This is a genomic window from Mesorhizobium sp. M2D.F.Ca.ET.226.01.1.1 (assembly GCF_004022705.2).
Classification (GTDB): domain Bacteria; phylum Pseudomonadota; class Alphaproteobacteria; order Rhizobiales; family Rhizobiaceae; genus Mesorhizobium.
The window spans coordinates 285,131-308,185 of sequence record NZ_RZOY02000009.1 but is presented as its reverse complement, the minus strand read 5'-3'; the positions used below and the strand labels follow the sequence as shown (position 1 = coordinate 308,185).

Sequence of the window (23,055 nt, the reverse complement as noted above, 5' to 3'; positions counted from 1 at the left end):
CTCTTCAATCCCGTGAGGACAGCAGCCGGCCGTATTTGCCGACGATCCTCAGCGCGGTAAGCCGCCCCGTCTCGAAGGCGCCGGTGTCGATGTCGAGCCGGCGCCCCTCGAGCGTCGGGACGTCGACGATCGTGTGCCCATGCACCACCCAGCGGTCGAGCCGGTGTGCCGCCTCGAAGAATTCCTCGCGGATATTGAGGAGGTCGTCCTCGTCCTGCGCTTCGAGCGCGATGCCGGGCCGGATGCCGGCATGCACAAAGACGAATTGGTCGGAGCAGACCATCGCTGGCAGCGTGCGCAGGAAGCCGACATGGCTGGCGGGAATGGCCTCGCGTATGCGCGCGTCCGCCTGGGCGCTCGACCCGTAGAGGCTTATCAGCCGGTCCGGGTCGACGCCGTAGGAGAACAGGGTCTCGCGGCCGCCATAGCCGAGCCAGGTCTCACGCGAGAGATGACCGTCCAGATAGAGGAGCAGCGCGACTTCATGGTTTCCCACGAGGCAGACGCGCAGGAAGCCCTTTGGCGCTGGCTCCATCAGGTGCTCGATCACGCGCCGCGATTGCGGCCCGCGGTCGATATAGTCGCCCAGCATGATGATGATCTTGCGGCCGCGAAACCGCTGCGCATCGAGTTGGATTTTCTGTTCCAGCGCGCGCAACTCGTCATGGCAGCCATGCACGTCGCCGATCGCGTAGACGACCGTGTCGCGCATATCCATGACAAGGCGCTCGCGTGGCGCGGGTCGGGGTCGTCTCGAACGCTGGAACAGGCTCACGGATTGAGGCTCGGATACTTGCACTGATTTGCGCCTCGATATCATGCCGAATGCAAACAATTCCACACCGGCGCGCGATCGGCAGTCGCGTCAGGCGGCCCTCGATCGATAGTTGAACAGGGTGTGGCCGAGTAGCAGACGGATACGCGGCTCGGCCTCGGCCGCGATCAAGGACATCTGCCAGCCGGAGCCGGCAAAACCCATTTCGGGATAGGGCGGGATGCCGCCGGTCGCGCGTGCCGGAATGCCGTCGGGAAAGGCCCGGACCCAGAAGCTATGGTGATAGAACATCACCATGACGGCAGCCAGGAATCGCAGAAGGTCGACGCCGCCAAATGTCGTTTTACGCTGAGCCATGCCGTGCTTTCGGTATGGCCCCCCAAAACGAACTTTAAAGTCCGCTGCTGCGCTGCACAACAAGCGATTGCAGTGCAGGACAAATTGATGAATCCGTCGTTAACGCGGCCGTCTGCCGGGCTGCTACACCCCGATGCCGCGTCCCTTCAAGGCCGCCGAAATCTCGTCGAGGATCGCGGGATCGTCGATGGTCGCGGGCATCGTCCATTCCTCCTTGTCGGCGATCTTCTGCATCGTGCCGCGCAGGATCTTGCCGGAGCGGGTCTTGGGCAGTCGCTTGATCGTTACCACGGTCTTGAAGGCGGCAACCGGTCCGATCCGCTCGCGCACCAGCCCTACCACCTCGCTTTCGATCGCGCCGGTGTCGCGCGCCACGCCGGCATTGAGCACGACGAAGCCGAGCGGCACCTGGCCTTTCATGGCATCGGCAATACCGATGACCGCGCATTCGGCGACATCGGGATGAGCGGCCAGCACCTCTTCCATGGCGCCGGTCGAGAGCCGGTGGCCCGCAACGTTGATGATGTCGTCGGTGCGGGCCATGACATAGAGATAGCCGTCCTCGTCCATCATGCCGGCATCGGCCGTCTTGTAATATCCGGGAAACTCCTCGAGATAGGCTTGGCGGAAGCGCGTATCGGCGTTCCACAGCGTCGGCAGGCAGCCGGCCGGCAGCGGCAGCTTGACCACGACATTGCCGAGCGTGCCGCGCGGCACTTCATGGCCGGCATCGTCGAGAATGCGGATGTCGTAGCCCGGCATCGGCACACCGGGCGAGCCATATTTCACCGGCAGCAGCCCGAGACCTGCGGGATTGATCGTCATCGGCGAGCCGGTCTCGGTCTGCCACCAATGGTCGATCACCGGCCGATTGAGCTTCTGCTCCGCCCATTTGATGGTTTCGGGGTCGGCGCGCTCGCCGGCGAGGAACAGCGTGCGAAAGTGCGACAGGTCATATTTCGGCACGAATTCGCCCTTGGGATCCTGCCCCTTGATGGCGCGGAACGCCGTCGGCGCGGTGAACAGCGCGACCACGCCATGCTCAGAGATCACCCGCCAGTAGGTGCCGGCGTCCGGCGTGCCGATCGGCTTGCCCTCGAACAGGACGCTTGTGCAGCCATGCAGCAACGGTCCGTAGACGATGTAGGAATGGCCGACCACCCAGCCGACGTCGGAAGCCGCCCAGAACACTTCGCCCGGCTTGACGCCGAATTCGTTGTCCATGGTCCATTTCAGTGCGACCATGTGGCCGCCATTGTCGCGCACGATGCCCTTCGGCTGCCCGGTCGTCCCGGAGGTGTAGATGATGTAGAGCGGGTCGGTGGCCAGCACCGGAACGCAGTCGACATTGGCGCCGGCCGCGCGTTCTCGCGCCACCGCGTCTGCATAGTCGAAGTCGTAATTATCCTTCATTTCGCAGCGCAGTTGCTCGCGCTGCAGGATCAGGCAGGCGTCCGGCTTGTGCTTCGATATCTCGATCGCCTTGTCGAGCAACGGCTTGTAGGCGACGACGCGGCCCGGCTCCAGGCCGCAGGACGCGGTGATGATCAGCTTCGGCTTGGCGTCGTCGATGCGAGTGGCGAGCTCATGCGAGGCAAAGCCGCCGAACACCACCGAATGCACGGCGCCGATGCGGGAGCAGGCGAGCATGGCGATCGCCGCTTCGGCCACCATCGGCATGTAGATGATGACGCGGTCGCCTTTGCCGATGCCGCGATGCCTGATCACCGAGGCCAGCGCGACCACCTCGCGCTTCAGTTCGGCATAGGTGAATTTCCGGATCGTGCCGGTGATGGCGCTGTCATGGATCAGCGCCAGCTGGTCGGCGCGGCCGCCGGCGACATGACGGTCGAGGGCGTTGTAGCAGGTGTTGCAGGAAGCGCCGACGAACCAGCGGCCATAGACGCCTTCCGTCGGGTCGAAGACCTTCTCGGCCGGCTTGTACCAGTCGATCGCCTTCGCTGCTTCGGCCCAGAACCCTACGGGGTCGCGTTTCCAGCCCTCATAGACTTCGTGGTAGCGTGAGGCCATCCGGCTTCCTCCCAAGAAACGTTGTGCCGCCCTGCCATAGACTAAGCCGCGCGTGGCGGCCATGTCTTCCTGCATTTTGGTCGACATCGCCGGCAAACGTCTCTGTTCGGCGCTTCCAGTAGAGGCGCCGCCGTCACTGTCCGTGATATGAGCCGGCTTAAAGCGGCAGCGCCGCCAGCATCAACCCGACACCGCCGGCGATCAGGATAGCCGCCGCCAGCGCTTTCCGGTGGCGCTCGAACGCCGTCGGAGCCCGTTCCCAATTGTAACGCATACTGTATCACTCCCCAAAGCCCGGCGGACTCATAGCTTACTTAAGGGAAGGAAGGCAACCGTGGCGGGACCGGCCGGCTTGACAGCGGACGCGACCACCCGTCATGCTCTTGTCGTGGATTGTTCTTTCGGGGGATTTTTATGAAGAAAACTTACGAAAAGCCGATGCTGGTCAGGCGCGAGAAGCTGTCGCATGTCGTGGCGGGTCCAAGCGGCCCTGTGGGCTGACGTTCTGGCCATTTGCCGCAGGACGGCCGCCGTAACGGCGCACGTCGGCGCGAGATAATGGACAGGGTAGGGCTGGCGCGCTATTTGCTCCCGGGCGAAGGGGAGCGGGCGCATGGCTGAGATTGGTTCTGAAACGGTGCTGCGGATGGCGGATGACGTTTCCGTGCAGCATGTCGGCGATGGCGCCGTCGTGCTCCTGGCGCGCAGCGGCCAGCTCTACACCTGCAACGACACGACCGAGGCTTTCCTCGGCAAGGTCGACGGCGCGCGCAACCTCAACCAGATTATCGACCTTTTGTCGGAAGAGTTCGACGTCGACAAGGCAACGCTCGACGAGGATATGGCCGCGTTGGCCGCCGAATTGGTGGCCGAAGGCATTCTCGCCGACCCAGGCGTGTGATGACCGACGGACCGTTCCTGCGAGTCCTGTTCCGCGCCCATTTGTGGCTCAGCGCCCGGCTGATGCCGGCGCTGGTCGGACGGCGCGATTTCGAAAGCGTGTTGAAACTGGCGCCGCTGCGCTCACCCGCGCCCTATCGTGACCTGCCCTGGCCCTACATCGTCCAGCGCGTCAACCGGACGGTGCGGCGCCCCTGGCTCATGCGCGACCGCAGATGCCTTCGGGAGGGTCTGCTCGGCTTCCGCTTCCTGCGCATGGCCGGTCTCGATCCGGAATTGCGCTTCGGTGTCGATACCAGGTCGATGAACGAGCCGCGCCTGTCGGCGCATTGCTGGGTCTGCCTCGACGGCAAGCCGGTGGTCAGCGACAGCCAGCCCGGCATGGTGGAGATCTACCGCCATCCGTCCAGCACGAAGGCGCCTGCCGCTTGAACGAGAGCACATCCACGTTCTGCTACGACCTCAAAGGACAAGTCATCGCCATCACGGCCGCGCGCGCCGACCTCTGGCCGAGCTTCGACCTGATGCTCGGTACCCTGCGTTTGGACGAACCCGTTGAGCCCGGCTTTCGCGTCAACATCGTCGAAACACTGCAGCTTCAGGAGAACCCTGAAGGAAAACTCGCTTTCGACGGCGAGGTGCCGCTGGATGGCCAATGCCGGATGATCGACGCCGGCGGCGTCTTTCACCTCGTCTTTCCAGGCCAGCAGACGGTGGCGATCCACGACGAGGAAGGTTGGGCCGAGATCCGCGTTCACCCGGACCAACGGATCAAGTGGACGCTGCTGATGATTGTGCTCGATGCCGCGCTCGATGCCGGCCGCCAGCACATGCTCCATACCGCCGGCCTGACGCTACCGGGCAACGACGCGCTCGTGCTGATCCATGCGCCGAGCGGCACCGGCAAGTCGACGACATCGCTGGCGCTGGCCTCGCAGGGCTTCGGCCTCTGCTCGGACGACGTCATGATCCTGAAGGCGACAGTCGATGGCGTCACGGCCTGGGGCATGCCGCGCAAGGTGAAGATCCATCGCCACACCGCGGCGATGCTGCCTTTCGTGTCGCCCTGCCTTGGCGAGACGTGGGACGCGGAGGGCGAGCAGGCCGTCTCGCTCGATCGTCTTGGCGAGATCATCCGTGTCGAGGATGTTCGTGCCAGGCCGATCGTAGCGCTTCTGCATCTTGCCCGCTCAGTCGATGGCGAGACCCGGCTCGTGCCCATGGCGAGGACCGACGCCATGGTGGCTTTGGCCACCGACAATGTGCGGACCGGCATGACCGGCCTGCTGCCGCTGCAGAAAAGGCGGATGGCGACGATCGCCGCCCTGGTCAAGACGGTGCCGATCTTCACGCTGGAAGTCGGCGCGAGGCCGGTTGAGGCGGCGGCGCTGATCCGCGCGGCGGTGCGTCTTTAGAGCAATTCCAGGAAAAGTGTGGGCGGTTTTCCGTCCGGAATTGCGTAAAAACAAGGAGATAGGGTGTTTCGCCGTTTCCCCCCCCGAAACGGTGAAACGCACTAGACGGATTGCGACGTTCCCGCTCTCAGGTGGGGTAAGGTCTCGATCGCACCAGCCTCTGCACCCACCGGAACGCGTCGCGGCTGAGGCGCGAGCGCAGCTTCTCGCGCGAATTGACCCGAAGCAGCATGTTGCCGGTGATCAACCATTTCGCCAGCCTTATCGAGAGGTCCGGCTTGATGCGGTCGGCAAGCTCGATCGCGCGCGGCGTGTCGAAGAGGCGCCCGGTCACATTGAGGACCGTCGCCAGCTCAAGCTCGATGCCGGTCATGCGCGCGGCCTCGAGCAGGCGCGCTTCCTCTTGCGGCGATTTCAGCGCCCGCACGCCTTGCAGCACATCGACGCAAAGCTGCAGCCTGTGGAACTTGTGGCCGCCGGCGGCATGCACGATGGCGATGGTGAGCAACGCCGCCGGCGTGTCGGTTTGGCCACCGTCGATCGCCTGCAGCTCGCGGAAGCCGAGCGACAGGCGCCTGCGCATGCCGGTGTCGTGCACCAGATTGCCATGCAGCTCGATCAGCAGGCTGGAGTTCTCTTTCTCAAGCCATTTGAACTCCTGCAGTTGGTGCGACTCCGCCTCGCCGCTGCCGAGCTTAAAGCCGCATTCGGCGATCGTCCTGTTGGCCGCCTCGATGCTGGCGGGGTCGACGAGGATGTCGATGTCGGTGAAGGGCCGGTCGGCAAGCTGGCGGTAGAGCTTGCGCGCGAACACCGGCCCCTTGACGATCCGCGCCGGAACGCCTTTCGCCGCCAACGCCTTCATGATGCGGTCGCCATGGTATTGCAGCAACATCGACTGGCCGGTCGCCGTCGTCGCCTGGTCGCGCAACTCGGCAAGCTTCCGCGCCAGGCCCGGATCTTCCGGCAGATTGGCGTCGCGGCGCTCCCTGAGCTTGCGCAACACGATCGGCAGCACGCCGTGGAACTCGGCATTGGCCAGCAGCGCCATCAGCTCGCCTGCCGATACATCCTTGTCCCAATCGGCCGACGCCTCCGGATCGGCGAGGCCGATCAGCAGTTTTTCCTGGGCAGGCGACAGCGTGGGCAGCATCGGCTCGGCAAACAGCAACGAGGTTTCGCGCATGCTTGCCAGAAAAGCACCGGCGAAGCCAGCGACGGCTAGACCGGTTCACCGTTTCACGGAAACGCAGAACCGCTCTATCTTTTTGTTTTTACGCAACTCCGGGCGGAAAACCGCTTCGCACTTTTCCTGGAATTGCTCTACATCCCCCAGCGCAGCGCCGCCGTGTGCACCGGTGCGTCCCACAATGCCGTCATGCCGTCGCCGAGCATGGTGAGCGTGATCGAGCATCCCGCCATGTCGAGCGAGGTCACATAGGAGCCGACGAGCGAGCGGATCACCGTCACGCCTCGCTTCTCGAACATTCTGCGGGCGCTGTTGTACATCAGATAGAGCTCCATCGACGGCGTGCCGCCGAAGCCGTTGACGAACAACAGCGCCGGCCCTTTGACACGGTCGCCGAAGTCGCCGGCGATCGCCGCGCAGACCTCCTCGGCGATGGCGTCGGCGCTCCTCAGCGTGTCGCGCCGCCGGCCGGGTTCGCCATGGATGCCGACTCCGAACTCCATCTCGCCGTCGCCGATCTCGAAGGTCGGCTTGCCGGCGGCAGGCACCGTGCCACTGGTCAGTGCCACGCCCATCGAGCGCGTCGCCGCGTTGACCCGGTCGCCGAGCGCCTTAAGCTCGGGCAGGGCCATGCCTTGCTCGGCCGCGGCGCCGACGATCTTTTCCACCACCAGCGTGCCCGCCACACCGCGCCGTCCGGTCGTGTAGGACGAGTTCTCGACCGCGACGTCGTCATTGGTCACCACTTGCTGCACGCCGTCCGCCATCTCGGCCGCCATGTCGAAATTCATCACGTCGCCTTCATAATTCTTGACGATGAACAGGCAGCCGGCGCCGGTATCGACGGCCCCGACGGCCGCGAGCATCTGGTCGGGCGTCGGCGAAGTGAAGACCTGACCGGGACACGCGGCATCCAGCATGCCGTGGCCGACTAGGCCGCCATGCAGCGGCTCATGGCCGGAGCCGCCGCCCGAGATCAGCGCCACCTTGCCGGGCTTCAGCTCCCTGCGGCGGATGAATTTGTGCTCCTCGCCGAGGACCAGGATGTCGACATGCGCGGCCGCGAAGCCGTCGAGGCTTTCGGTCAGCACCGTATCGACCGAATTCAGGAACTTCTTCATGTGTCCTCCCGACACAGCCTTGTGCGATGCGATCAGCCGCCACTCTTGCCGGTGATGCTGGTGATCTTCAGGATGAAATCGTTTATCGCCCGGTCAAGCGCCGCATTCTGCTTGTCGTCGCCGAAATCGGGAACGATGACCGAGACATGCCTGGTTTTACGCATGCCCGCCGCGACCGACATCTTGCCGGGATGGGCCAAATGATAGGCGGCGAGGAAATGGTCGCGCTCGGCCTGGCTGAAATGGCAGACGGAAAAGATCGCCGGCAAATGCTTCGAGGGTATCGGTACCGTATAGGCCGGGCTGGAAATCTGCGTGACGAAGCTTCGATGCTTGCCGAGCGCGTCGGCCAGGCGCTGCCGCATGCCGGACGGGCGCTGGTCGATGACATGAGACAGGATCGCCTTGTAGGCGCGGATCGCCTCTTCCGATCCCGGCTCCGGTGTCTTGGCAAGCTCGGCCATCCGCCTATACCCCCGCCTCCGCGATGGCGGCCTTGGCCATGGCAAGCTGGGCAGGGGCGACCGACAGATCGCGCAAGCCCGCCTCGAGCAGCGCCGGGATGGCGGCCGGGTCGCCGCCGGCATCGCCGCAGAGGCTGACCGGGATTCCCTTGTCGCGCCCGAAGGCGACGACGGCAGCGATCAGCCTCAGCACCGCCGGATGGTGGACGGAGTTGAGATGCGCCACGGCTGCGTTATCCCGCGCGGCCGCCATCACATATTGCGTCAAATCGTTGGAACCGATCGAGAAGAAGGCGACATCGGTGAAGGCTTCCGGTGCCAGAGCCACCGACGGCACCTCGACCATGATGCCGAGGGGCGGCAGCTTGTGCGCCACGCCCTGCGCGGCAAGCCCAGCCTGTTCTTCCGCGAACAGCGTGGCGGCTCGGCTGTACTCGTCAGATGTGGCGATCATCGGGAACATCACCTTCAGATTGCCGTGGATGGCGGCGCGCAGCAATGCCCGTATCTGCACGCGGAAGATGTCGGGCCGCGCCAGCGAAAGCCGGATGCCGCGCAGGCCCAGGAACGGGTTGGTCTCCTCGACGGTGAAACCCGGTACCGGCTTGTCGCCGCCGGCATCGACGGTGCGGATGGTCACCGGCTTGTCGCCGGCCCATTCCAGCACCTTGCGGTAGGCGTGGTATTGCGTCTCCTCGTCCGGCAGCGTCTTACCGAACAGGAATTCCGTGCGCATCAGGCCGACGCCGTCACAGGTCGCGATGTCGATGCCGTCGACATCGGAAGGATAGGCGATGTTGACCTGGACGCGCACCGCCGTGCCGGCTTTGGTCACCGCCGGCTCCGTCAGGAATGTCCGCGCCGCGCCCTGGCGGTCGGCGAAGGCGGAGGCCGATTGCCGAAAGGTTTCGACCTCGGTCGGGGATGGCGAGAAAATGATCGCGCCGCGTTCGGCATCGAGCAGCGCCGCGCCAGTGAGCGGTGCGGCCAAGGCGCCGAGACCGACGACCATCGGCACGCCGCGCGAGCGCGCCAGCATCGCGACATGGCTGGCGGTGCTGCCGGATTTGAGCGCTATGCCGCCGCCTTTGCTCCAGTCGGTTTCGAGGAAGCGCGTCGGCGCGATGTCCTCGCCACAGAGGATCGCGCCCTGGGGCGCCGTGAACTCGCCGTCCTCGCCCAGCGCCCGCAGCACCTGGTCGCGGATGTCGCGCAGGTCCGCGGCGCGCGCGCGGAAATAGTCTTGGTCGGATGCTTCGTAGCCGGCGATCTCGCTGTCGAGCGCCGTGCGCCAAGCGGCGTCCGCCGGCTGCCCGGAACCGATCGATGCCAAGGCCGGGCCGCTCAGCGCGTCGTCTTCCAACATGGCGATGTGGAATTCGAGGATGTCGGCGGCATCGCCGTCGACGGTGTGGACCAGTGCCGCCAACCGGCCGACGGCTTTACCGATAGCAGCCTCCAGAGCGGCTCTTTCTTCGGTCGCGGTCGCTTTGCGTTGATAGGCAGCCGGCGGCCGATCCAGGTCGAACACCGGCCCTTCGGCGTAGCCGGGAGAGGCGGGAATGCCGTCAATCCGCATGGCCCGCGTTCCTTGCGGGCCTATGGGCATGCAGACCCGTCTCAAGCGGACCGGGCATGATCCGCGTCCTCGTCGAAGTCGCGCTGCACCAGGCCGACCAGCGCTTCGACCGCCTTGGTTGCGCCGTCGCCCTTGGCGCGGATATGCAGCAGCGTTCCCTTTGGCGCCTTGGCCGCCATCACCTTGACGATGCTCTTGGCGTCGAACCAGGGGCCGTTCGCCGCCACCGCCACCTCCACCTCGGCCGTAAACGTCTTGGCGAGCTTGGTGAACTTCACCGAAGGGCGCGCGTGCAGGCCCACGGCGTGGGTGATCAGAACGGTTGCTTCGGCGGATGCGGACATTCAGTCGGTTCCCGTTCGTTCACGACGGCGACAATTCATGCGCCGTCGCCACCACTTCCTTGAGCGAGGCGCCGCCTGAGGATTCGGTTGCCGCCATCACCGCGCCTTCCACGATCGGCGCGTTGCAGACGATGATCTTGTGCGAGCGCGGCTCGCCGATCATCTCGACCGCCATCTCGGAGTTGGTCTCGGCGCCGCCGAGATCGACCAGGATGGCGACGCCTGCTTCCGACCAGGCCTTGTCGATCGCGCCCATGATCGCCTCCACGCTGGTGCCGAGCCCGCCATGGCCGTTTCCGCCGCACCATGCAAGCGGCACTTCGTCGCCCACCATCTGGCGCACCATGTCGGCCGTGCCCTCGGCAACCAAAGGCGAATGCGACACGATGACGATACCGACATTGCTCATCAAATGCCCTCTATCGCTCCCGCGACTGCGCGCACCAGCAGCGCGGTCGAGCGCGCTCCGGCGTCCATATGCCCGATCGAGCGTTCCCCCAGGAAGGAGGCGCGCCCGCGCAGGGCCTTCATCGGCACCGTGGCGTCCGCCGCCCTGTCGGCGATGTCGGCGATCTCGGTACCCGTCTTGCCTTGCGCCAGCGCCTCATACACCGGCTGCAGCACGTCGAGCATGGTTTTTTGTCCCGGCAGCGATTTGCCGCGCGCGGCCACCGCTTCGATCGCCTTGCCCAAGGCAGCCGTCAGCGCGGCCCGATCCGCCTCAGGCGGCAGATCCTTGCCGAGCGCCATGAACAGCGTGCCGAACAGCGGCCCGGAGGCGCCGCCGACGGTCATCACCAGCTTGGTGCCCACCGCTTTCAACGCCTCGGGCAGCGGCTTGGCCGCGAAGGCGTCGATCTCGGCGCGCACCGCCTCGAAGCCGCGCTTCATGTTCAGCCCATGGTCGCCGTCGCCGATCGCCTGGTCGAGCGCCGTCAACTCCTCGGCATGCGCCGCGATCGTATCGGCCGCCGCCGCAATCAGTCTGGAGAAATCGGATGCGGCCATCATTCGTCCTTCATGCCGGGGCGAACAGGGCCGCCACGGCAGCGAAAACCTCGGCGACTGCGAAGGCGCCAGGATCCGCTATATCGAGCTGTCTGCCGATATAGGCGGAACGGCCGGCCTTGGCCTTCTGCATCGCGGCGGTGGCATCGGCGCCCTGCCGCGCCGCCTTGGCGGCCGCTTCCAATCCGCTCGCGTCAAGGGCTTTCAGCGCCGGCTCCAGCGCATCGACCATCGTGCGGTCGCCGACCTTAGCGCCGCCATAGAAGGTCATACGGCCGAGGCCAGCGAGCAGCGCTTTGGGGAGGGTTGCCCCAAAACCCAAAGTCTGCGCCGCGGCGGTGAAAAAGATCGACAATAGCACGCCGCTCGAGCCCCCCATGGATGCGCCCAGCGTATCGCCGATTGTAGCGAGAGTTGCGGCCTTGTCGGCAAGCGGAAGTGTGTCGATACGGTCAAGTACACTGCGCGCGCCGGTCGCCACCGTCGAGCCGGTGTCGCCATCGCCGGCCTTGGCGTCGAGCGCGTTGAGGGGCTCTTCGAGCGCGATCAGCTTCTGGCAAACGGCCGTGATCAGCCGCTCCGCGGCCGCATCGCGGCTGGCAGCCTTTGCGGTGGCGCCAACCGGCTTGGCCATAGCCACGACGACCGGGGCGCGAACCGGCTTTGCCGGCAGCCAGGCATGCGGACCGACAGGCGCCAGCAGCGCCGCCTCGCGTTCCGCGTCCAGCTTGAGCAGCGACAGCGAGAAGCCGTTCATGTTGAGCGCCGTCATCAGATGCCCAGGGCCGATCGTCAGCGCCACCACCTTCGCCAGCGGGGAGGCGAGCACCGCATTGGCGATCAAGGACATTTCGACCGGCGGCACCGAGCCGAGATTGTTGATCAAGAGCGCATAGCGGCTGCCGGTATCAAGCCGCGCCGCGAGGCGCTCGGCCATGATCGCGACCAGCGCGCCGGCGCTCTGCAGGGCAATCCGCTCGACGCCAGGCTCGCCATGGATGCCGAGTCCGAGCTCGCCATCATTCGCGCCGAAACGCTCCTCATGCGCCTGTCCAGGGATCGAACAGGAAGAGAGCGAGATGCCGAGCGAGAAAATATCCTTCGCGGCCCCGCGCGCCGCGGCCGCCACGGAGGCCAGGTCATGGCCGCTTTCGGAAAGGTATCCGGCGATCTTGTGCACGAACAGCGTGCCGGCGACGCCGCGCGGCTGCGCGATGTCGGGCAGCGCGACGTCGTCGGCGACGATCACCATCTCGACCGCGAGGCCCTCGGCGCGCGCCTTCTCCGCGGCCAGCCCGAAATTGAGCCGGTCGCCGGTGTAGTTCTTCACGATCAGCAGGCAGCCGGCGGGCCCGGTCGTGGCGCGGATCGCCGCCAGTACCGCCTCGACGCTCGGCGAGGCGAAGATCTCGCCGGAGACGGCCGCCGTGAGCATGCCGGCGCCGACGAAGCCCGCATGCGAGGGTTCATGTCCGGCGCCGCCGCCCGAAACCACGGCCACCTTCGTCTTGTCCCAGTCGGCGCGCAGCACGACCTTGATCTCGGGATAACCGTCCAGGCGGGCCAGCGTGCCCGACCCCGCCGTGGCCAGGAAACCGTCGAGCGCCTCGGTGACGATCGTGTCCTTGCGGTTGAAAAAGTGCTTCATGGATTTCGTCCAGTCCGTATCTGCGGTCGTCAATGTGCGAATGTGAAATGCGAGGCGGCTATATCGGTCCCAGCTACATCAATCTCTGCCCGTCCGAGCCGAAATAGAGCGGCGCCATATAGCGGATCGTCACCTTGTCCCCCTTGGCTAAAGGCGTGTCGGGATCGGTCAGCGTCACCAGTTTCTTCGCTCCCACCGTCACATGCAGGTGGTTCTGGTCGCCGAGATGCTCGACCCAGTCGACGACGCCGTCGGCATGGCCGTTGGCCGCCTTCTCGATCGCGAGATGCTCGGTGCGGGCGCCGATCGTTTTCGTTCCGGTTGGCGCGCCGCCGTCGGGCAGCAGTCCGGCCGGCAGAAGGTTGATCGCCGGCTGGCCGAGGCGAGCGGCAACATGAAGGTTTGCCGGCTCCGAATAGATCGCGCGCGGCGTGCCGATCTGCACCAAAACGCCGTCGGCGAGGATGCCGATGCGGTCGGCCATAGTCATCGCCTCGATCTGGTCGTGCGTGACATAGAGCATAGTGGCGCCGAGCTCGGACTGGATGCGCTTCAGCTCGAGCCTCAGATCGGCGCGCAACTTGGCGTCGAGCGACGACAGGGGCTCGTCCATCAGATAGATTGCCGGCTTGCGCACCAGCGCGCGGCCGATGGCGACGCGCTGCATCTCGCCGCCCGACAGTTTCGTCGAGCGGTTGTCGAGCTTGTGGTCGATGCGCACCATGCGCGCGACTTCCTCGACGCGGCGGCGCACCGCCTCCTCCGGGAAGCGCCGCGCCGGCGAGCGCAGCGGGAAGGCGAGGTTGTCGAACACCGAAAGGTGCGGATAGAGCGAATATTGCTGGAAGACGAAAGCAGTGTCGCGCTCGGCCGGCGACAGCGTCGTCGCGTCGTGACCGGCAATGTGGATCGTGCCGCTGTCCGGCCGCTCCAGCCCGGCGATCAGCCTGAGCGTCGTCGTCTTGCCGGCTCCGGTCGGGCCAAGCAGCACGACGAATTCGCCGTCCTTGATCGCGAGATCGAGATCGTCGATGGCGACGGTGTCGCCAAAACTCTTGGTCACGCCCTGGATACGGACATCAGCCATGGCGCGCCTCCGCTGCCTGATCATACATGGCGGTCCTGACCGCGCGTCCCGTGCCTTTTTCGAACAGTGACAGCCGCGCGCTGCTCAGCGTCAGCCCGACCTGTTCGCCCGGGCTGAGATGGATGCCCGCCGGCACCCGCGCCTTGATGATGCCGTCGGCGGTTTCCACCGCGACGATCTGCGTGGTGCCGAGATATTCGGTGCCGTAGATCGCGCCGCGCAGCTTCGAACCATCGTCGAAGCGGATGTGCTCGGGCCGGATGCCCAGCGCCATGTCGGCGGGCGCGATGTCTTCGCGCACTTCCGGCACCGCCACCTTGGCGCCCTGCACGACGATCTCCTTCGCGCCCTTGGCAAGCCCGCCGCCGAATTTCAGGAAATTCATCGGCGGGGAGCCGATGAAATCGGCCACGAACATCGTCGCCGGCCGGTCGTAGATCTCGCGCGGCGTGCCAAACTGCTCGATGACGCCATGGTTCATCACGGCTATCTTGTCGGCCATCGACATCGCTTCCATCTGATCATGCGTGACATAGACGGTCGTTGCGTGGATGCGGTTGTGCAGCTCGCGCAGCTCATGCACCATCAGATCGCGGAACTCGGTGTCCAGTGTCCCGAGCGGCTCGTCCATCAGGAAGCACTTTGGCCGCCGCACGATGGCGCGGCCGAGCGCGACGCGCTGGCGGTCGCCGCCGGCAAGGCCGGAGACGGATTTGTCGAGCAGATGATCGATGCGCAAAAGCTTCGCGGTCTCCTCGACCCGTTGGCGGATTTCGGCCGACGCCATGCCCTGCGCCAGCAGCGGAAAGCCGATATTCTTGCGCACATTCATGTGCGGGTAGAGTGCGAAGAGCTGGAAGACGAAGGCGATGTCGCGCTCGCGCGCCCGGCGCATGGTAACGTCTTCGCCGCCGAGCAGGATCTTGCCGCCGGTCGGCAGCTCGAGGCCGGCGATCATGCGAAGCGTCGTCGTCTTGCCGCAGCCGGACGGCCCGAGCATGACGAAGAACTCGCCATCCTCGACGACGAAATTGGAATCCTGCACGGCGACGAATGCGCCGAAGGCTTTCCTGAGGTTCTGAACACGGATCTCGGCCATCGTTATTCCGGGAATTTCGAGACGATGATGAACATCACCGTGCCGGCAAGCATGGTGACGAAGGAATAGGTGTAGAGCGACAGCGCGAAGGGCTGGAACAGCATCAGGAAGCCGATCGCGATGATCGCCGTCGCGATGTTTTCCATCAGGCCGCGCCTTGCCCAGATGGGCCAGCGGGATTTGCGTTTTGCAGTCTGGATCGTGCTCATTTGCGCACCGCGCCGAAGGTTATGCCGCGCAGCAACTGGTTGCGAAGCAGGATGGTGAAAACGAGGATCGGCACCAGGAAGATGGTCGTGCCCGCCGCCACCGCCGGCCAGTCCTGGCCGCCCTCGCCGATGATCGTCGGGATAAAGGGCGGCGCAGTCTGCGCCGTGCCTGAGGTGAGGAGCGCGGCGAACGCATATTCGTTCCAGGCAAAGATCAGGCAGAAGATGGCGGTCGCGGCGATGCCGGTCGTGGCCTGCGGCAGCACAGTACGCCAGAAGGCCTGCAGGCGCGTATAGCCGTCGATCATCGCGGCCTCTTCATATTCGCGCGGAATCTCGTCGATGAAGCCCTTTAGCAGCCAGACCGCCAGCGAGACGTTGACCGCGGTGTAGAGCAGGATCATGCCGAGCGCGGTGTCGGACAGGCCGAGCTCGCGGTACATCAGGTAGATCGGGATCGCCACCGCGATCGGCGGCATGAAGCGCGTCGACAGGATGAAGAACAAAAGGTCGTCGGCCAGCGGCACCTTGAAACGCGAGAAGCCATAGGCCGAGAGTGTGCCGAGGAACACCGCGCAGAAGGTCGAGCCGAAGGCGATGATCAGCGAGTTGACGAAGCGCGGCACGAAGTTTGACGGCCCGGCAATCACCATGTTGCGCTTGCGCACGGTCTCGTCGCAGACCCCGGTCGCCGGCCCCAGCGAATTGATGTATTCCGGCGTCTGCCTGGTGCGGGTCGTGAACAGGTTGCAATAGCCCTCCAGGCTCGGCTGGAAGACGATCTTCGGCGGATAGGCGATCGAATCTGGCGGCGTCTTGAAGCTGGTGGCGAAGATCCACAGCAGCGGCACGATCGAGATCAGCGCATAGGCGACGATGATGACGCCGGCGATCCGCTTCGAGTTTGCCGAAGGTGCTACGACGGAATGGGCGGTGGTCAGGCTCATCTCTGCTTCACCTTGTTGAGCGCCTTGACGTAGATGTTGGCGAGGCCGAACACCGCGACGAACAGGATGATGGCGAAGGCCGAGGAATAGCCGGTGCGCCAGCTTTCGAATGCCTGCCGCTTCAGCGTGATCGAGGCGACTTCGGTGGTCGAGCCCGGTCCGCCGCCGGTCAGCAGATTGACCATGTCGAACATCTTGAAGTTCTCGATGCCGCGGAACAGCACCGCGAGCATGATGAAGGGCAGCGCCATCGGCAGCGTGATCGACCAGAACTGCCGCCAGTTGGAGGCGCGGTCGACCTCGGCCGCCTCATAGATGTATTCGGGGATGGAGCGCAGGCCTGCGAGGCAGATCAGCATCACGTAGGGCGTCCACATCCAGGTGTCGACGATGATGATCGCCCACGGCGCCATCTCGACATTGGAAAGCATCTGCACATTCGTCGGCGGAATGCCGGTGACGAAGGAGATGACATAGGAGAACAGCCCGATCTGCGGCTCGTAGAGGAAGCGCCAGAAATTGCCAACCACCGCCGGCGACAGCATCATCGGCACCAGGATGACGGTGGTCCAGAAGGCATGGCCGCGGAACTTGCGGTCGATCAGCCACGCAAGCGTGAAGCCGATCACCGTCTGCAGCAGGATCGTCCAGAACACGAAATGCGCCGTGGTCTGCATGGCGATCCAGATGTCCTGGTCGCCGAGGATGCGCTGGTAATTGGCGAGCCCGAGGTTCTTCACCGCCTCGTTGGGGCGGTTGGCGCGGTAGTTCGTGAACGACAAATAGATCGCCCAGAACAGCGGGAAGATGTTGATGGCAAGCAACAGAAGGATCGTCGGCGAGATGAACAGCCAGGCGAGGCCCTTGTCGCTGATGCCCCGGATCTTCTTGGCCAACGGCTCCGGGGTCGCCCGGGCAACGTTGTCCGCAGTCCGATTGAGCATGGTTAGTCCTGCTTCGGTCACGTCAAGTCTCGACAATGGAATTTATCTGAACTGCGTCCCGTGCCAAGGGCGGCACGGGACGCTGCGGTTTGGGCTCGGGAGGAGCCTTACATCTTGCCGTCGTCCTGGAAGGTCTGCGTCCAGTCCTTGACCAGACTGTCGAGCGCTTCCTGCGCGGTACCCTTGTCGGCCACCACATAGTCATGAACGCGCTTCTGCATCGCCTGCAAAAGCGTGGCGTAGCTCGGCTCGGCCCAGAAATCCTTCACGATCGCCATCGATTCCAGGAAGGTCGAAGCGTAGGGCTGGCTGGAGGGGAACTTGGGGTCGTTCACCACTGCATTGAGACAGGAGTAGCCGCCCAGCGTCCACCATTTGGCCTGCACGTCCTTGTTGGCGAACCACTTGATGTATTTCAGCGCCGATTCCTGCTTGTCGGAATAGGAGACCACAGAAATGCCCTGGCCTCCGAGCTGGGCGAAATGCCCCTTCGGACCGGCAGGGTTGGCGAAGAAGCCGATCTTGTCGCCGCCTACCTTCTCGTCCTTGTAGAGACCGGGCCAAGTGAAGGCGAAGTTCATATGCAGGGCAACCTGGCCCGATTTGAAGGCGTCGGCCGATTCGCCCATGTAGACGTTCGACGACCCGGGGGGCGTGCAGCAATCATATAGCTTCTTGTAGAATTCGAGGCCCTTGGCCGCGTCCGCCGAATTGACGAAGCCCTTCATTTCGTAGGGCTTCTTTGGATTCTGATAGTCGAAGCCATAGTCGTAGAGGACGTTGGTGACGCCCATGGTGATGCCTTCCGAGCCGCGTTCGGTGTAGATCGAGGCGCCATAGACCGTCTTGCCGTCGATCTGCCGCTTCTGGAAGAATTCGGCGATCTGCATCAACTGGTCATAGGTCTTGGGCGGCCCAAGCTCCCAGCCATATTTCTCCTTGAATTCCTTCTGCAGCTCGGGCCGCGAGAACCAGTCCTTGCGATAGGTCCAGCCGACGACGTCGCCCATGGCCGGCAGCGCCCAGTAGTTCGGCGTGTTCTTCGGCCATTCGGAGTAGCCGACCACGGTCGCCGGTACGAAGTCGTCCATGCTGATATGCTCCTTGTCGAAGAAGTCGTTCAGCTTGACGTAGTGGCCGTTCTCGGCGGCGCCGCCGATCCACTGGCTGTCGCCGATGATCAGATCGCACAGCTTGCCGTGCGAGTTGAGCTCGTTGAGGAAACGGTCGGCGTAATTGGTCCACGGCACGAACTCGAACTTCATGCCGATGCCGGTTTGCTTGGTGAAGTCTTTGGACAGTTCCACGAGCGCGTTGGCCGGATCCCAGGCCGCCCAGCACAGCGTCAGGTCTTCCGCATGCGCGACATTCGAGACGGCTGTCGACGCAAAGATCGCCGAGGCTAGTCCCAACGCCAGTTTCAAGGTCGATTTCATGCCTTACCTCCCATTTGCGAAACGCGTCCGGATGACGGTTTCAAGAACCCTCAACCCTCGCTCCTCCGAGGGCCCAAACATGGCGCGCGCTGCGCAGCCGATGTTTAGTAATTTGTTTAGTGATGCTCTTTTTACTAAACAACGCAAGCGAATTCGTTGCTGCGCCGCAGCATCGCGAAACGCATCATTGAAATCGTTGGGAAATGATCGCCGGACCTGTGTCCGCCGCAGTCAACCGGCCCCGGTGGCAGGGCTGGGGCTTGCCGTAAGCGGCCGGATCGCCGGCGCCGGCGGCAACAGCGCGCGTATGTCGGCGAAGGGGAAAGTCGGCTCGAAGCGGAAGGCCTCCGCCAGCGCGCCGGAGGCGCCGTTGCACTGGCCGGCGCGAAACTCGTTCTGCAGGCGCGCCCGGTGCACATAATGCTCGGGGCCTTGCGACTGGTGCGCGCGGATCGCTTCAGCCTTGATGTCCCAATGCTGCGAGATCTCGACATAATGCGTCGGTGAAAAACCGGTACCGCCGAGCGTATCGGCATGCAGAACCGGCACCGTAAAAGACGCCGCGATGCGCACGCCGTCGGACAGCGCGCGGTGGTCGCCGTGATAATCATAGGGCGCATGGGTGATCGCGAGGTCGGGCTTGACCTCGCCGATCAGCGCTTTCAGCGCCGCAATAAGCGCGGCATCGGCGACAAGCGCGCCATCGGGAAAGTCGAGGAAACGCGGCTCGACGCCGAGCAGCCCTGCCGCCTTGGCCGCTTCCTTGCGCCGCGAGCGGGCAAGCGCCTTGGGGTCGCCCGTGCCGCCTTTGGCACCATCGGTGGCTATCGCGAAAGTCAGCTCTGCGCCTTGCGCGGCATAGGCGGCCAGCGTACCGAACATGAATATCTCGATGTCGTCGGGATGTGCCCCCAGCGCCAGTACCTTCACGCCTTTCTCCCGGAATGAATAAAAGTGCCGAACGGAATCCTGCTCGCCCTGATCGCCTATGCAAGCTATTCGTTCAGCGACGCCGTCATCAAGAGCCTGGGCGGGCAGTTCACCGTCTTCGAGATCGGCTTTTTCTCGACCTTGTTTGCCGGCTGCTTCCTGTTCTTCACCAAGCCCGGGGACGAACGCTGGCGCGACGTCTGGCGCGCAAAAAGGCCTTGGGCAGTGCAGGCGCGCGCCTTGGCCGGCATCGCTTCCGGCGTGCTCAGCGTCTTTGCCTTCACCACCATTCCGCTGGCGGAAGTCTATGCGCTGATCTTCCTGGCGCCGTTGCTCGTCACCATCCTGTCGACGGTCATCCTGAAGGAAAGGGTCGGCCCCTGGCGGTGGCTCGCCGTGGTCGCCGGCTTTGTCGGCGTCATGTTGGTGGTGCGGCCGGGCTTTCGCGAATTGCATCTCGGCCATCTCGCGGCCTTCGCCAATGCCTTCCTCGCCGCCACCAGCGTTATCCTGATGCGCTCGCTCGCCCAGCAGGAGAGGCGCACGACGATCCTCGGCGCGTTGGTCGGCTACGGGCTTGTTTTCAACGGCGTCGGCGCGGCCGCTACGTCGTTCTCGCTCCCCAATATCGGGCAACTGGTCTGGCTGATGATAGCGGGCCTCTTCACCGCCGGCGGGCAGCTGCTGCAATTGCTGGCGGTCAAATACGCGCCGGCCAACCGCATCGCGCCGACGCATTATTCGCAGATCGTTTGGGCGGTCATCCTCGGCGCGCTGTTCTTCCAGGAATATCCCGACTGGCTGTCGCTGGTTGGTCTGGCGGCGGTCGGCGCGTCCGGCCTGCTGACCATGGTGCGCGAAGAGGTCAGGCTCGGCACCGTGCGCTGGAACCCGTTTTCACGTACCAGACTTTGACCGCCCCGACCTCACACGTTGCGCGGCGGCGGTGCCGGCTGATATGCGGGCGACATGACGACGAAATCCTTGCCGGAGCTCCCGGTCACAGCCGCGCTGCCGGCACTCGGCGAAGCGCTCGCGCAGCGCAGCAGCGCGGTGCTGGTGGCGCCGCCCGGCGCCGGCAAGACGACGCTGGTGCCGCTGGCGCTGCTCGACGCGCCATGGCTGGGGCAGGGCCGGATCGTCCTGCTCGAGCCGCGGCGGCTCGCCGCCCGCGCCGCCGCCCGCCGCATGGCTGAACTGCTCGGCGAAGAACCCGGCGGCACGGTGGGCTATGCCATGCGCATGGAGAACCGGACCTCGACGCGGACAAAGATCTTGGTCGTCACCGAAGGCGTGCTTTCGCGCATGATCCTCGACGATCCCGACCTGCCGGGCGTCTCGGCGGTGATCTTCGACGAATTCCACGAGCGCTCGCTCGACGGCGATTTCGGTCTGGCGCTGGCGCTTGACGTGCAGGGCGGGCTCAGGCCCGACCTGCGCGTGCTGGTCATGTCGGCAACGCTCGACGGGGCGCGCGTGGCGAAGCTTTTGGCGGAGGCGCCGGTCATCGAAAGCGAGGGCCGGGCCTTCCCGATCGAAATCCGCTACGACGAACGGCCGGGCGGCGTGGCGATCGAGGACGCCATGGCCAGGGCGGTCCGCTCCGCGTTGGGCACCGAGCAGGGCAGCGTGCTCGCCTTCCTGCCTGGGCAGCGCGAGATCGAGCGCACCGCCGAGCGGCTCGCGGGCAATGTCGCGGCCGACACCGACATCGTGCGGCTCTACGGCCAGCTCGACAACAAGGCGCAGGACGCCGCGATCAAGCCAGCGCCGGCGGGCCGCCGCAAGGTGGTGCTGGCGACCTCGATCGCCGAGACATCGATCACCATCGACGGCGTGCGCGTCGTCATCGACTCCGGCCTGTCGCGGCTGCCGCGCTATGAGCCGGCGAGCGGCCTGACCAGGCTGGAGACGGTGCGCGTCAGCAAGGCCTCGGCCGACCAGCGCGCCGGCCGTGCCGGCCGTACTCAAGCCGGCGTGGCCGTGCGCCTGTGGCGCGCCGAGCAGACGGCGTCGCTTGCCGCCTTCACGCCGCCGGAAATCCTCGAGGCCGATCTCTCCGGATTGCTGCTCGACTGCGCCGCTTTCGGGGTTGCCGATCCGTCGAGCCTGTCGTTCCTCGATCCGCCGCCGGCGCCGGCGCTCAACGAAGCGCGGGTTCTGTTGCGCGCGCTGCATGCCATCGACGATGCCGGCCGGCTGACCGAGGTGGGCGCCGCCATGCGCAAGCTGGCCTTGCCGGTGCGACTGGCGCATATGGTGGCCGAGGCGGCGAAGACCGGCCATGCGCGGGAAGCGGCGACGCTCGCAGTGCTTTTGACCGAGCGTGGGCTTGGCGGCGACAGTGCCGACCTGGAGCGCCGGCTGATGCGCTTCGACAGTGAAAGATCGCCGCGCGCCAACGCCGCTAGGCAATTGGCCGAACGCCTGGCCAAACCCTCCCCCTCGAGGGGAGGGTCGGCGAGCGCGCTGAGCGACGCTCAGAGTGATCGACGGGGTGGGGTCGTCGATGGCGTGCCCGAACCGACCCCACCCCGATCCGCTGCGCGGCTCGACCCTCCCCTCAAGGGGGAGGGTAAGGGCGCCGGCTCGCTCCTCATCCATGCCTGGCCGGATCGCGTCGCGAGGGCGCGCGGCGAGCGCGGCCGCTTCGTGCTCGCCAACGGTTCGGGCGCCATGGTCGATGCCGTAGACCCGTTGGCCAATGAAACCTGGCTTGTCGTCGCCGACCTGCAGGGCAAGGCGCAGAACGCCCGCATCACCGCCGCCGCGTCGGTCGACGAAACCGATATCCGTTCCGCCCTTGCCGATCGTATCGAAACGAAGCGCGAGACAAGCTTCGATCGCGAGCGCCGCGCCGTGCGGGTGCGCGAGATCGCGCGGCTCGGCGCCATCACGCTGTCCGAGCGCATGCTGCCGGCGCCGTCTGGCGCCGATGCCGACCGCGCCATAACGGACGCCGTGCGAGAGCACGGCCTGTCGCTGCTCGACTGGGGCAAGGAGGCCGAGACGCTGCGGCAGAGGCTCGGCTGGCTGCATCGCGGTCTTGGCGCGCCTTGGCCGGACGTTTCGGACGAGGCGCTTCTCGATCGCCTCGACGATTGGCTGCTGCCGTCTCTTGCCGGCGATCCCTCCCTCGCGGCCATCAAGCCGGCGACGCTGTCGTCGGCACTGATGGCGCTGGTCCCGCACGACCTGCAGCGCAAGGTCGATGCGTTGGCGCCGACGCATTTCGACGCGCCTTCGGGTAGCCACGTGCCGATCCGCTATGACGGCGAGTGGCCGGTGCTGGCGATCCGCGTGCAGGAACTGTTCGGCCTCGACCGCCATCCGGCGATCGCCAACGGCACCGTGCCGTTGACGCTGGAATTGCTGTCGCCGGCGCACCGGCCGATCCAGACGACGCGCGATCTCCCCGGCTTCTGGCGCGGCTCGTGGGCGGATGTGCGCACCGACATGCGCGGCCGCTATCCAAAACATGTCTGGCCGGAAAACCCGCTGCTTGCGGCCGCCACCAGCCGCGCCAAGCCACGCGGGACCTGACGATGCTCTATCGTTTCCCGTCCCGCGGC

23 protein-coding genes are annotated in these 23,055 nt (G+C 65.3%); 5 read left to right on the top strand and 18 right to left on the bottom strand.

The annotated features are described in order from the left end of the window. Positions 1 to 4: 4 nt before the first annotated feature. The 3 genes from EN869_RS22125 to EN869_RS22115 all read right to left on the bottom strand — a co-directional run bounded on the left by EN869_RS22125 (position 5) and on the right by EN869_RS22115 (position 3,163). Positions 5 to 718, bottom strand: a complete 714-nt coding sequence (locus tag EN869_RS22125; RefSeq protein ID WP_245489456.1) for a metallophosphoesterase — start codon at positions 716 to 718, stop codon at positions 5 to 7. Between the two features lie 147 nt (positions 719 to 865). Beyond that, positions 866 to 1,132, bottom strand: coding sequence for a hypothetical protein (locus tag EN869_RS22120; RefSeq protein ID WP_127227826.1), 267 nt, complete (start codon positions 1,130 to 1,132; stop codon positions 866 to 868). 123 nt (positions 1,133 to 1,255) lie between these two features. Beyond that, positions 1,256 to 3,163 (bottom strand): propionyl-CoA synthetase, encoded by a 1,908-nt coding sequence (locus EN869_RS22115; protein WP_127227825.1) that lies wholly within the window; start codon positions 3,161 to 3,163, stop codon positions 1,256 to 1,258. A gap of 613 nt (positions 3,164 to 3,776) precedes the next feature. Here EN869_RS22115 and EN869_RS22105 point away from each other — a divergent pair. Genes EN869_RS22105 through EN869_RS22095 form a run of 3 tightly spaced genes read left to right on the top strand, consistent with a single transcriptional unit; the run spans position 3,777 to position 5,478 of the window. Beyond that, positions 3,777 to 4,064 (top strand): PqqD family protein, encoded by a 288-nt coding sequence (locus EN869_RS22105; RefSeq protein ID WP_127227824.1) that lies wholly within the window; start codon positions 3,777 to 3,779, stop codon positions 4,062 to 4,064. After that, positions 4,064 to 4,495 carry a lasso peptide biosynthesis B2 protein gene (locus tag EN869_RS22100; RefSeq protein WP_127227823.1) on the top strand — a complete coding sequence of 144 codons (432 nt, stop codon included), beginning with the start codon at positions 4,064 to 4,066 and terminating at the stop codon, positions 4,493 to 4,495. Before EN869_RS22105 ends, EN869_RS22100 begins: the two co-directional genes overlap by 1 nt. Continuing rightward, on the top strand, positions 4,492 to 5,478 hold the full coding sequence (locus tag EN869_RS22095; RefSeq protein ID WP_127227822.1) for a serine kinase: 987 nt from the start codon (positions 4,492 to 4,494) through the stop codon (positions 5,476 to 5,478). Before EN869_RS22100 ends, EN869_RS22095 begins: the two co-directional genes overlap by 4 nt. Positions 5,479 to 5,605: 127 nt before the next feature. On the opposite strand, the gene EN869_RS22090 is transcribed toward EN869_RS22095, so the two are convergent. The 15 genes from EN869_RS22090 to EN869_RS22020 all read right to left on the bottom strand — a co-directional run bounded on the left by EN869_RS22090 (position 5,606) and on the right by EN869_RS22020 (position 19,483). After that, positions 5,606 to 6,631 (bottom strand): nucleotidyltransferase family protein, encoded by a 1,026-nt coding sequence (locus tag EN869_RS22090; RefSeq protein ID WP_167507069.1) that lies wholly within the window; start codon positions 6,629 to 6,631, stop codon positions 5,606 to 5,608. Between the two features lie 170 nt (positions 6,632 to 6,801). Beyond that, entirely contained in the window at positions 6,802 to 7,788 is a 987-nt protein-coding gene (gene dhaK, locus EN869_RS22085) for a dihydroxyacetone kinase subunit DhaK (protein WP_127227821.1), read from the bottom strand. Positions 7,789 to 7,820: 32 nt separating this feature from the next. Then, positions 7,821 to 8,252, bottom strand: coding sequence for a hypothetical protein (locus EN869_RS22080; protein WP_127227820.1), 432 nt, complete (start codon positions 8,250 to 8,252; stop codon positions 7,821 to 7,823). 4 nt (positions 8,253 to 8,256) lie between these two features. Then, on the bottom strand, positions 8,257 to 9,831 hold the full coding sequence (gene ptsP, locus EN869_RS22075) for a phosphoenolpyruvate--protein phosphotransferase (RefSeq protein WP_127227819.1): 1,575 nt from the start codon (positions 9,829 to 9,831) through the stop codon (positions 8,257 to 8,259). Positions 9,832 to 9,872: 41 nt separating this feature from the next. Continuing rightward, the gene (locus tag EN869_RS22070) at positions 9,873 to 10,175 is read right to left on the bottom strand and encodes an HPr family phosphocarrier protein (protein WP_127227818.1); all 303 of its coding nucleotides are present in this window, start codon (positions 10,173 to 10,175) and stop codon (positions 9,873 to 9,875) included. A gap of 19 nt (positions 10,176 to 10,194) precedes the next feature. After that, the gene (gene dhaM, locus EN869_RS22065) at positions 10,195 to 10,584 is read right to left on the bottom strand and encodes a dihydroxyacetone kinase phosphoryl donor subunit DhaM (protein WP_095817697.1); all 390 of its coding nucleotides are present in this window, start codon (positions 10,582 to 10,584) and stop codon (positions 10,195 to 10,197) included. Further along, the gene (gene dhaL / locus EN869_RS22060) at positions 10,584 to 11,183 is read right to left on the bottom strand and encodes a dihydroxyacetone kinase subunit DhaL (protein ID WP_127227849.1); all 600 of its coding nucleotides are present in this window, start codon (positions 11,181 to 11,183) and stop codon (positions 10,584 to 10,586) included. The genes dhaM and dhaL overlap by 1 nt, the downstream gene beginning before the upstream one ends. 10 nt (positions 11,184 to 11,193) lie before the next feature. Next, positions 11,194 to 12,831 (bottom strand): dihydroxyacetone kinase subunit DhaK, encoded by a 1,638-nt coding sequence (locus EN869_RS22055; protein WP_127227817.1) that lies wholly within the window; start codon positions 12,829 to 12,831, stop codon positions 11,194 to 11,196. 73 nt (positions 12,832 to 12,904) lie between these two features. Then, positions 12,905 to 13,918: an ABC transporter ATP-binding protein gene (locus EN869_RS22050; protein WP_127227816.1), complete on the bottom strand. Its 1,014-nt coding sequence runs from the start codon at positions 13,916 to 13,918 to the stop codon at positions 12,905 to 12,907. Then, on the bottom strand, positions 13,911 to 15,017 hold the full coding sequence (locus tag EN869_RS22045) for an ABC transporter ATP-binding protein (RefSeq protein ID WP_127227815.1): 1,107 nt from the start codon (positions 15,015 to 15,017) through the stop codon (positions 13,911 to 13,913). The genes EN869_RS22050 and EN869_RS22045 overlap by 8 nt, the downstream gene beginning before the upstream one ends. 2 nt (positions 15,018 to 15,019) lie before the next feature. Further along, a complete protein-coding gene (locus EN869_RS22040; RefSeq protein ID WP_127227814.1) occupies positions 15,020 to 15,226 on the bottom strand; it encodes a hypothetical protein in 207 nt (68 codons plus the stop codon). Continuing rightward, complete coding sequence (locus EN869_RS22035) at positions 15,223 to 16,173, bottom strand: carbohydrate ABC transporter permease (RefSeq protein ID WP_127227813.1); 951 nt, start codon at positions 16,171 to 16,173, stop codon at positions 15,223 to 15,225. Before EN869_RS22035 ends, EN869_RS22040 begins: the two co-directional genes overlap by 4 nt. Further along, entirely contained in the window at positions 16,170 to 17,117 is a 948-nt protein-coding gene (locus EN869_RS22030) for a sugar ABC transporter permease (protein ID WP_127227812.1), read from the bottom strand. The genes EN869_RS22035 and EN869_RS22030 overlap by 4 nt, the downstream gene beginning before the upstream one ends. A 107-nt stretch (positions 17,118 to 17,224) precedes the next feature. Next, positions 17,225 to 18,553, bottom strand: coding sequence for an ABC transporter substrate-binding protein (locus EN869_RS22025; protein ID WP_127227811.1), 1,329 nt, complete (start codon positions 18,551 to 18,553; stop codon positions 17,225 to 17,227). Positions 18,554 to 18,784: 231 nt separating this feature from the next. Then, positions 18,785 to 19,483: a PIG-L deacetylase family protein gene (locus EN869_RS22020; RefSeq protein ID WP_127227810.1), complete on the bottom strand. Its 699-nt coding sequence runs from the start codon at positions 19,481 to 19,483 to the stop codon at positions 18,785 to 18,787. Positions 19,484 to 19,507: 24 nt separating this feature from the next. Between EN869_RS22020 and EN869_RS22015 the strand changes: the two genes are divergently transcribed. Together EN869_RS22015 and hrpB are read left to right on the top strand one after the other, a co-directional pair. Next, entirely contained in the window at positions 19,508 to 20,398 is an 891-nt protein-coding gene (locus tag EN869_RS22015; protein ID WP_127227809.1) for a DMT family transporter, read from the top strand. 54 nt (positions 20,399 to 20,452) lie between these two features. After that, a complete protein-coding gene (hrpB, locus tag EN869_RS22010; RefSeq protein WP_127227808.1) occupies positions 20,453 to 23,026 on the top strand; it encodes an ATP-dependent helicase HrpB in 2,574 nt (857 codons plus the stop codon). Positions 23,027 to 23,055: the final 29 nt, after the last annotated feature.

Coding starts and splice junctions, on each gene's coding strand:
- EN869_RS22125 (WP_245489456.1), bottom strand. CDS start 718: ATGGATATGCGCGACACGGTCGTCTACGCGATCGGCGACGTGCATGGC.
- EN869_RS22120 (WP_127227826.1), bottom strand. CDS start 1,132: ATGGCTCAGCGTAAAACGACATTTGGCGGCGTCGACCTTCTGCGATTC.
- EN869_RS22115 (WP_127227825.1), bottom strand. CDS start 3,163: ATGGCCTCACGCTACCACGAAGTCTATGAGGGCTGGAAACGCGACCCC.
- EN869_RS22105 (WP_127227824.1), top strand. CDS start 3,777: ATGGCTGAGATTGGTTCTGAAACGGTGCTGCGGATGGCGGATGACGTT.
- EN869_RS22100 (WP_127227823.1), top strand. CDS start 4,064: ATGACCGACGGACCGTTCCTGCGAGTCCTGTTCCGCGCCCATTTGTGG.
- EN869_RS22090 (WP_167507069.1), bottom strand. CDS start 6,631: ATGCTGCCCACGCTGTCGCCTGCCCAGGAAAAACTGCTGATCGGCCTC.
- dhaK (WP_127227821.1), bottom strand. CDS start 7,788: ATGAAGAAGTTCCTGAATTCGGTCGATACGGTGCTGACCGAAAGCCTC.
- EN869_RS22080 (WP_127227820.1), bottom strand. CDS start 8,252: ATGGCCGAGCTTGCCAAGACACCGGAGCCGGGATCGGAAGAGGCGATC.
- ptsP (WP_127227819.1), bottom strand. CDS start 9,831: ATGCGGATTGACGGCATTCCCGCCTCTCCCGGCTACGCCGAAGGGCCG.
- EN869_RS22070 (WP_127227818.1), bottom strand. CDS start 10,175: ATGTCCGCATCCGCCGAAGCAACCGTTCTGATCACCCACGCCGTGGGC.
- dhaM (WP_095817697.1), bottom strand. CDS start 10,584: ATGAGCAATGTCGGTATCGTCATCGTGTCGCATTCGCCTTTGGTTGCC.
- dhaL (WP_127227849.1), bottom strand. CDS start 11,183: ATGGCCGCATCCGATTTCTCCAGACTGATTGCGGCGGCGGCCGATACG.
- EN869_RS22055 (WP_127227817.1), bottom strand. CDS start 12,831: ATGAAGCACTTTTTCAACCGCAAGGACACGATCGTCACCGAGGCGCTC.
- EN869_RS22050 (WP_127227816.1), bottom strand. CDS start 13,918: ATGGCTGATGTCCGTATCCAGGGCGTGACCAAGAGTTTTGGCGACACC.
- EN869_RS22045 (WP_127227815.1), bottom strand. CDS start 15,017: ATGGCCGAGATCCGTGTTCAGAACCTCAGGAAAGCCTTCGGCGCATTC.
- EN869_RS22040 (WP_127227814.1), bottom strand. CDS start 15,226: ATGAGCACGATCCAGACTGCAAAACGCAAATCCCGCTGGCCCATCTGG.
- EN869_RS22035 (WP_127227813.1), bottom strand. CDS start 16,173: ATGAGCCTGACCACCGCCCATTCCGTCGTAGCACCTTCGGCAAACTCG.
- EN869_RS22030 (WP_127227812.1), bottom strand. CDS start 17,117: ATGCTCAATCGGACTGCGGACAACGTTGCCCGGGCGACCCCGGAGCCG.
- EN869_RS22025 (WP_127227811.1), bottom strand. CDS start 18,553: ATGAAATCGACCTTGAAACTGGCGTTGGGACTAGCCTCGGCGATCTTT.
- hrpB (WP_127227808.1), top strand. CDS start 20,453: ATGACGACGAAATCCTTGCCGGAGCTCCCGGTCACAGCCGCGCTGCCG.